This is a genomic window from Methanobrevibacter sp., from assembly GCF_045116495.1.
Lineage (GTDB): Archaea > Methanobacteriota > Methanobacteria > Methanobacteriales > Methanobacteriaceae > Methanocatella.
Window position 1 is genome coordinate 1 of sequence record NZ_JBGULU010000023.1, and the last position, 8,155, is coordinate 8,155.

General features: G+C 32.6%; 8 protein-coding genes. 4 read left to right on the plus strand and 4 right to left on the minus strand.

Annotated features, from left to right (window positions below; genetic code table 11):
* Nucleotides 1-36: 36 nt before the first annotated feature.
* The 4 genes from ACJMLH_RS01140 to ACJMLH_RS01155 all read right to left on the minus strand — a co-directional run bounded on the left by ACJMLH_RS01140 (nt 37) and on the right by ACJMLH_RS01155 (nt 3,053).
* The gene (locus tag ACJMLH_RS01140) at nt 37-507 is read right to left on the minus strand and encodes a transcription elongation factor Spt5 (RefSeq protein ID WP_292794642.1); all 471 of its coding nucleotides are present in this window, start codon (nt 505-507) and stop codon (nt 37-39) included.
* A 402-nt stretch (nt 508-909) separates the two neighbouring features.
* Nucleotides 910-1,089, minus strand: a complete 180-nt coding sequence (locus tag ACJMLH_RS01145) for a protein translocase SEC61 complex subunit gamma (protein ID WP_405274101.1) — start codon at nt 1,087-1,089, stop codon at nt 910-912.
* A gap of 134 nt (nt 1,090-1,223) precedes the next feature.
* The gene (ftsZ, locus tag ACJMLH_RS01150; RefSeq protein ID WP_405274102.1) at nt 1,224-2,360 is read right to left on the minus strand and encodes a cell division protein FtsZ; all 1,137 of its coding nucleotides are present in this window, start codon (nt 2,358-2,360) and stop codon (nt 1,224-1,226) included.
* A 120-nt stretch (nt 2,361-2,480) separates the two neighbouring features.
* Entirely contained in the window at nt 2,481-3,053 is a 573-nt protein-coding gene (locus tag ACJMLH_RS01155) for a pyruvate kinase alpha/beta domain-containing protein (protein ID WP_405274103.1), read from the minus strand.
* Between the two features lie 79 nt (nt 3,054-3,132).
* Here ACJMLH_RS01155 and ACJMLH_RS01160 point away from each other — a divergent pair, with 79 nt between their 5' ends.
* The 4 genes from ACJMLH_RS01160 (at nt 3,133) to tfe (ending at nt 8,079) form a co-directional block, all read left to right on the plus strand.
* The gene (locus ACJMLH_RS01160) at nt 3,133-3,990 is read left to right on the plus strand and encodes a coenzyme F420-0:L-glutamate ligase (RefSeq protein ID WP_405274104.1); all 858 of its coding nucleotides are present in this window, start codon (nt 3,133-3,135) and stop codon (nt 3,988-3,990) included.
* A gap of 205 nt (nt 3,991-4,195) precedes the next feature.
* Entirely contained in the window at nt 4,196-6,085 is a 1,890-nt protein-coding gene (locus ACJMLH_RS01165; protein ID WP_405274105.1) for a polysaccharide biosynthesis protein, read from the plus strand.
* A 3-nt stretch (nt 6,086-6,088) separates the two neighbouring features.
* Nucleotides 6,089-7,288 carry a DegT/DnrJ/EryC1/StrS family aminotransferase gene (locus ACJMLH_RS01170; protein WP_405274106.1) on the plus strand — a complete coding sequence of 400 codons (1,200 nt, stop codon included), beginning with the start codon at nt 6,089-6,091 and terminating at the stop codon, nt 7,286-7,288.
* Between the two features lie 314 nt (nt 7,289-7,602).
* Nucleotides 7,603-8,079 carry a transcription factor E gene (gene tfe / locus ACJMLH_RS01175; protein WP_405274107.1) on the plus strand — a complete coding sequence of 159 codons (477 nt, stop codon included), beginning with the start codon at nt 7,603-7,605 and terminating at the stop codon, nt 8,077-8,079.
* The last annotated feature ends 76 nt before the right edge of the window (nt 8,080-8,155 follow it).

Consider the following 8,155-nt stretch of genomic DNA (forward strand, 5'->3'; position numbering starts at 1 on the left):
CACCTTCGATAAGAACTTCGACTGTATCTTTAGCCATCAGTCAGCCTCCTTTTGAATTATTCTAATTTGATCAGCTTTAACAGTAACTGGAATAGGTACTGCCGCTTCTATTAACTCAAGGACAACTTCTTCACGTGATTCATCAATACGAACCACTTTCGCCCTTTCACCCTTAAATGGTCCGGAAATAAGCTCAACAATACTTCCTTTTTGTATGGAGGAAATAATTGGCTCTGGTTTCAGGAATCTTTTTGCTTCATCGAAAGTAATGCCAACACTACCTTCAACAACCCCTCTTAAATGTTGTACTTTTAAATCAGGATTTCTGAGATCTATTTTTGTTGAAGATTCAACTAAAATATATCCTTTTAAAGATTCAGGAACAAGAATTGAAGAAATGCCTACGCCATCAATAGTTCTAGCTTTACGAGCTAAAAGTCTAGCAACATTCCTTTCCTGACCTGCTGAGGTCTTAAGAGCATATATGGAACTATTAGATTCTTCCATGAAAAATTCACCTATTTTAATATTTGACTAAATTAATGAAGTTCCACAAAAATGCGGATTCTTAGGTAATTCACTAATTATGTGAAAATTGACTAAGCTATCCCCTATCTTCAATAGGTTCAAAATATTATCATTTAATTGATTAAACAAAATAAAAACTTAAAAAGTTCTAGTTTTCTTAATCTAAAAAGATAAATTCATACATTAAGTTAAAAGTTATTATAAAAGCAATAATTAATCAAGAATAATAAAAGTCTTGAAAATTAGAGTTCTATAATATGAATATCTATATGTATTAGTTATATATAAACCTTTTCAAAAAATTGAATTTTTGAAAGAAAAAAGTTAATTACAAAATTTTATTATAAACAATTGGGATCAAAAAAAATGAAAAAATTGGTTTTATAAACCAATCAATGCACCTAATAAAACTATAATAAAACCAATAACTCCGATGATTAAAACACCAATGGAAACTACTTTAGCGAGTTCCACATATTCTTTACCATCAGGTTTTCTTGATACTTTCAATACCCTTTTACTGTCTTTGATAAATTGATTAAAACTTTCTTGTACATTCATTTAAATACCCAAAATAAAAAAATTATGAAACAATCATAATTTAATGAATTATAATAAAATAATAGTAATAAAATAATTTATATTTTAAACCTTAATAAATGTTTGCATTTATTGAAAAAAATAAAGAAATGGAATTAGAAAATTCCATCAATGAAATCATCTAATTGATCATTTGCAGCCTCTGATTCTGAAACATCATCAGCATCATTGACATCCGGACCAATATTGTCTTCATAGTTACCTTTAATACCTGAAACAACAACAGTTGTTCTGACAGTATTTTGGAGACTTTCATCGATTTGAGTACCCCAAATAATATTTGCTTCAGGATCCAATTTATCAGCAACAACCTGAACTATTTTTTCAGCTTCATGTAATGTTAAATCTGAACTACCAGATATGTTTACTAAAGCTCCAGTTGCATTTGAAATGTCAATGTCTAATAACGGACTGCTTAATGCTTCATGTACGGATTCTAAAGCTCTGTCGCCAGAATCAGATTCACCCATACCAATCATAGCCATTCCGGAACCGCTCATTATGCTTCTGATATCAGCGAAGTCCAGACTTACAAGACCTTTCTTGGTAATCAATTCAGTTATTCCTTTAACAGCTCTTCCCAAGATTTCATCAGAAACCATGAAAGCTTTATTTAAAGGTAAGTTTGGTGCAACTTCCAATAATTTATCATTAGGAATTACAATTACAGTGTCAGCAGCATCATGGAGTTTTTCTAAACCTTGTTCTGCATTTTCTCTTCTTTTAATTCCTTCTGCAGAAAATGGCATAGTAGCAACCGCAACAGTTAAAGCTCCTAATTTTTTAGCAATTTTAGCAATGATTGGAGCTGAACCGGTACCGGTTCCACCACCAAGACCGCAAGTGACAAATACCATGTCTGCGCCTTCTAATTCATCTCTGATTTCATCTTCACTTTCTTCAGCGCATTCTTCACCGACAGTTGGTTCTCCACCTGCACCTAATCCTTTGGAAGTTTGTCTTCCTAAAAGAATTTTTTTGCTAGATTGACAGTAAAATAAATCTTGAGCATCAGTGTTGACAGCGATTGTTGTTGCTCCTTCAATACCCATTTCGTTTAATCTGGAAATGGTATTGTTTCCTGCTCCACCAGCACCAACAACAAATATATTGGTTCTAACACCTTTAATAATATTAATAAGATCTTCATCTATGTCTGAAGAGATTTTTTCGGGTACTTTCTCTTCCATTCTTTGTTCAGATTCCTTGATTGCATCATCTATAAATTTCACAAATTAACCCCACATACTCTGCTAATTAAAATTAATTGTTAACTATTTATCTTGTAACTAATATTTAAATGCACCTACTATTTAAAGTATTGCGAAATTTTACCAAAATATTAAATTTAATTAATCCCTTGGCATTGCAATAATTTCATGGAACTTCATATTGAATAAATTTTTTGAATTTACTGGAGTCAAAATAACTGCAGTGTCCACTCCATGAGCCCTGCCTCCAATAGCGATAATTTCCTCACCAACAGGGATTAAACCGGCATCAGCAGCCATGATTGATATTTCAGCAGCCACTTTTACACCATGGGAAAACATCCTTAATGTATCTGCTACAACATCCAATGGAGAAAATCCACCATATTTGTTTGTAACACCCCTTGCAGCTCCGCTGAATGCATGTAAACCTTGAAATGTTTTAATTCCAACTTCTTCCAATTTTTCAATCATTTCATCAGAAATATCTGATTCATTATCGCCGCTAAATCCGACATTATGAGAAACATTGATAATAGTTATATCTTTATCAATGGCATTTGCAAGTTTTAATGCAGATTCTCCAGTTGAAGAGGCAATTAAAATGTATTTAATGTGTTCAGATATGTCAATTTTATCTTTAACGACTGAAATTAGCTCATCAGTATAATCGTCACCTTGCTTATCAAAATATGTTATAAATTTTCTTGCCATGATTAACACCTAGAATAGATAATTATAATAAACTCTATCTTGTTATATATTTAATTATTAAATATTATTAAAGATTTTTATGACAGATTTAGAAAATGTAAAACATGTAATAAATGGCGAATTTATTGTAATTCCAATTGAAACGGGATACATTAAACCAAATGAAGATTTAAGTGCCATTATTGAACCTGCAAAAAGGCTGATGGAAGATGGTGATTATCTGGTAATAGCTGAAACTCCTATTTCAGTTTCACAGAACCGACTGGTTGACGAATCCAAATATACTCCCTCTTTGACTGCCAAATTCCTAACAACAGTTTGGAGCAAATATCTTTGGGGATATGTTTTGGGACCTCTTTTAGGCATTAAAGAAAGAACAATAAAAAACCTGAGAAAATTGCCTGAAGAAACAAAAGCCCATAAGGAAGTTGTTCTTCAATTATACGGACTGAAACATGCCCTTAAACCTGCATCTGAAGCAGGGATAGATTTGAGTAATGCTCCTGGAACCTATGTTTCCTTGCTTCCTGAAAATCCTGAGAAGGTTGCAAAAGACATTAAAAAGGAAATAGGAAAAGACGTTTGTGTGCTTATTATTGACACTGACGCTACATATATGAAAAATGGAAAGTATTTTACAGGCCTTCCAATAGCTATTGAGGGCATTGATGCCGATAACGGATTTTTTGGATATGTAAAGGGCCAATTATGCGAAAACATGGGATCAACACCCCTAGGTTGCAGCGAAAAAATTGATGTTGAAACTGGTTTAAAAATAGCCAATATTGCTGAAGATTATCAAAAATCACTTTCAACAGAAATGAAGACTATTCATAGTGTTAAATCAGTTTTGGGAACAGAAATTGATGAAGTTACTGTTGAAGCACTTGATTCAATCACACATACGCCCGCAGTGATTATCAGAAAACACCAATAATTTAAAACATTACCGTCACCTACCATAATACAAAAAACAGATGAAATTAACAAATATTTTGCAAAATAACTGATTTTAAACGAGTTACTGGAAATCAAAGAAAATTTTATATTTATGAAGTAACAATATATTTTTACTAGAATAATACTTATTATAGTAAAAAATTATTACCAGTTTGTATAGAAAAATTGAAAGATTGATAATTATGAAGGTTGATTCGTTCGGAAAATATAGGAATTTCCTATTGCCATTAGCTGATTGTATTTCAATCATATTGGGATATTATTTAATGTCAGTACTGATTACAGATTCATTTTTAATGAATCCTACAAGTACAATTACCGCACGGGAAATTCTAATAAGCATAGTACTGTCAATTATAGTTTTCCAGATTGTATTTAGAATTTTTAAAAGATACAATACAGTCATCAGATATGAAACCAACCAGGATTATCTAATATATATCTTTCTTTCAATAATTTCAACAATAATCGTATCCCTGATTGAAGAGTTAATCCTGCATATGAAAAACCCTTCCATCAAACTTAATTTGACCGTAGGTGTGATAATCGGTTTGCTGATTGTTGCTTCACGTTTAATTTTGAGATATATTTTACTGGCAGATGTGGTTAACAAAGGAATTAATTACACCTCCGAAAATCAAAAGAAACTGCTCATTATCGGAGGAGGATATTCCGCCAACGACATTATTAAAACCTTAAATACCACATTAAAAGGAAGATATGACATTGTAGGAATTATAGATGACAATAAAAAACGTATGGGTTATTCAGTAGCGGGAGTAAGGATTATCGGAACAAGAGATGATATAGGAAGAATCTGTGAAAAATATAATGTTGATACCATATTCTTTTCAATAGTGACAATTGACAATAAAAACAAAAAGGAAATTCTTGAAATCTGCAGTAAAACAGGCGCTAAAGTTAAAGTGCTGCCTGATTTGAGAGAACTTATCACAGAGGAAAACCTTTATCACAGCCTAAGAGATATTGAAATTGAAGATCTGCTTGGAAGAGACCCTATCAGACTTGACAACAACAACATTAAAAGTTTAATTCAAGATAAAACCGTCCTGGTAACTGGTGGAGGAGGCTCAATTGGTGAAGAAATCTGCAGACAGATAATGCTCCACAATCCAAAGCAGCTGTTAATGTTAGACATTTATGAAAATAGCTTATATTCAATTGAATTGGAATTGAAGGCAAAATATCCCAATAACAAAATTAAAGCAATAATCGCAAATATCAGGGATGAACAAAGAATAATGGATCTGTTTGAAGAATACCATCCTGAAATTGTTTTCCATGCCGCAGCACATAAACATGTGCCTTTAATGGAAAATAACCCGACAGAAGCTATTAAAAACAATGTATTTGGAACATACAACCTTGTAAATGCATGCGATAAATTCAAAACAAAGAAATTTATCTTGATTTCAACCGACAAGGCAGTGAATCCCACCAACATAATGGGCGCTACTAAAAGAGTCTGTGAAATGATTATTCAAGCTAAAGACAAGGAAAGTGAAACCGAATATGTTGCCGTTCGTTTCGGTAATGTTTTGGGAAGTAACGGATCCGTTGTGCCATTATTTAAAAAGCAGATTGCCGAAGGAGGCCCAGTAACCGTAACCCATAAAGAGATAACCAGATTTTTCATGACCATACCCGAAGCAGTGGCTTTAGTTTTGCAATCCATTACATATGCAAAAGGCGGAGAGATATTTGTATTGAATATGGGAGAGCCTGTTAAAATTTATGACCTTGCAAAAACTTTGATTGAATTATCCGGATTAAAACTAGATGAAGATATAAAAATTGAAATTATCGGCATGAGACCCGGAGAAAAACTGTACGAAGAATTATTAATGGATGAAGAAGGCCTTGAAGAAACCAACCACGAAAAAATCTTCATTGCCGAACCTAAAAACTTTACTATGGATGATATTGAAGAAAAACTTGATAAATTAAGATACATCCTGGATAATGACATTACCGATAAACAAATCATCAAGGACACCATGAAAGAATGTGTCCCTACCTACAAAAATCCACAAGAAGTTAACGGAGAATAAATTATGAATATACCTTTTTCCCCACCAGATATCAGTGAAAGAGAAATTGAAGAAGTGATTGATGCATTGAAATCCGGCTGGATTACAACCGGACCAAAAACAAAGGAATTTGAAAGAAGAATAAGCAGCTATTGTGATACTGACAAAACCGTTTGTTTAAGTGCCGCAACCACCGCTCTTGAAATGACTTTAAGATTATTGGGTATTGGAAAAGGAGACGAAGTAATTGTACCTGCGTATACTTATACTGCAACATGCAGCGTTATATGCCATGTCGGAGCAACACCTGTAATGGTGGACAGCCAAACAGACAGACAGGAAATGGATTATGAATTGGTTGCTAGTGCAATTACCGATAAGACCAAAGCAATAATGCCCGTTGACATTGCAGGAATCTTATGTGATTACGATAAGATATTTGAAATAATTGAAGATAAGAAAGATTTATTCAGCCCAAACAATGATATTCAAAAAGCTTTCGGCAGAATAATTGTTATTGCCGACAGTGCTCATGGTTTTGGAGCTGTTCAAAATGATAAAAAATCAGGAAGTCTAGCAGATTTCACCTGTTTTTCATTCCATGCCGTCAAAAACTTAACAACCGCAGAAGGTGGTGCCGTTACCTGGAAAAACCATGACGGAATAGATAATGAAAAGGTTTACAAACAGTACCAAATCCTTTCACTTCATGGTCAAACCAAAGATGCCTTAGAAAAAACTCAAAAGGGATCATGGGAATATGACATTCTAATTCCTGCATATAAATGTAACATGACCGATGTACAGGCAGCTATCGGGCTTGGACAATTGGAAAGATATGATTCCATGCTGAAAAGAAGGCATGAAATAATAGAAAAATATGAAAAAGGATTTGAAAATTCCAAAATCATTACCCCTGTGCACACAACACCAACTTCAAAATCCTCCGGACATTTATATCTTACAAGAATCGACGGAATAAGTTTAAACGATAGAAATGAAATTATAATCAAAATGGAAGAAAGAGGAGTAAGCACTAACGTTCATTATAAGCCTCTTCCATTGCTAACCGCTTATAAAAATCTCGGATATAATATCGAGGATTATCCGAATGCATATAATCTATTTAAAAATGAGATAAGTTTGCCAATATATTCTACATTGACTGACAGCGAAGTTGATTATATAATTGAAAGTCTATTGGATATTTTAGAAGAATATTAAATTGAAAATTAGTTATGTTTTTATAATAAAAAAAACAGAACTAAACATTAATATTAGTTATTTTTATTTTAATTTTCAAAAATGATAATAAAAACATTAAAGCGGTTAGGGGAAATTAAATGATAGAACATCCATTAGTAAAGGAATTATTATCACAAATTGTTGAAAAAGACCACGAAGAAACTCTTAAAAAAAATTTTAGGGAAAGATATCCTGAAGAAGAAATCCCCGAAGGAATTGATAATCTCATACGAGCATTAGAACTTCCTCCAGAAGAAATCCAATTCATTGCCAACGATATTAGAGATACAGTTATGAAAACCATCATACCTATCATCCAAGCTTTAATCGACGGTGACGAAACTGATGAAAAAATTGCGGAAAAAACTGGAATTAAATTAAATATCGTTAGGAAAATACTATACAAACTTTATGATTTAAAAATTGCAAATTATAAAAGAAGTAAAAATCCTGAAACCCAATGGTTCACCTATTCCTGGAAATTTGATGAGGATGAACTCATTAACAGAATCAAGATAAACTGTGAAGAAAAAATCAAAGAACTTAAAGAAGAATTGTCCAAAGAAGAAAACAACATATTTTTCGTATGCCCTCTCGGACATGTCAGATATAATTTTGATGAAGCTTCCGATGAAGACTTTTTCTGCCCATGCGGTGAAGAATTAGAATTCCAAGACAATAAAGAAATCATTGAAAGTATTCAAGCTCGTATTGATCAAACTGAAAAAGATTTGAAATCATTTACCAAAAAAGTTGACAAAAAAAGATGAATAGAGAGATAGAATTACTTAAAAAAGAAAACACTCCTCAAAATGTCATCGAACATTCAAAAGCAGTTTGTTTAAA

Bases quoted from the DNA above. Each gene is read 5' to 3' on its own strand.
- ACJMLH_RS01155 (WP_405274103.1), bottom strand. From the start codon at position 3,053: ATGGCAAGAAAATTTATAACATATTTTGATAAGCAAGGTGACGATTAT.
- ACJMLH_RS01160 (WP_405274104.1), top strand. From the start codon at position 3,133: ATGACAGATTTAGAAAATGTAAAACATGTAATAAATGGCGAATTTATT.
- ACJMLH_RS01170 (WP_405274106.1), top strand. From the start codon at position 6,089: ATGAATATACCTTTTTCCCCACCAGATATCAGTGAAAGAGAAATTGAA.
- ACJMLH_RS01145 (WP_405274101.1), bottom strand. From the start codon at position 1,089: ATGAATGTACAAGAAAGTTTTAATCAATTTATCAAAGACAGTAAAAGG.
- ACJMLH_RS01140 (WP_292794642.1), bottom strand. From the start codon at position 507: ATGGAAGAATCTAATAGTTCCATATATGCTCTTAAGACCTCAGCAGGT.
- tfe (WP_405274107.1), top strand. From the start codon at position 7,603: ATGAAAACCATCATACCTATCATCCAAGCTTTAATCGACGGTGACGAA.
- ACJMLH_RS01165 (WP_405274105.1), top strand. From the start codon at position 4,196: ATGAAGGTTGATTCGTTCGGAAAATATAGGAATTTCCTATTGCCATTA.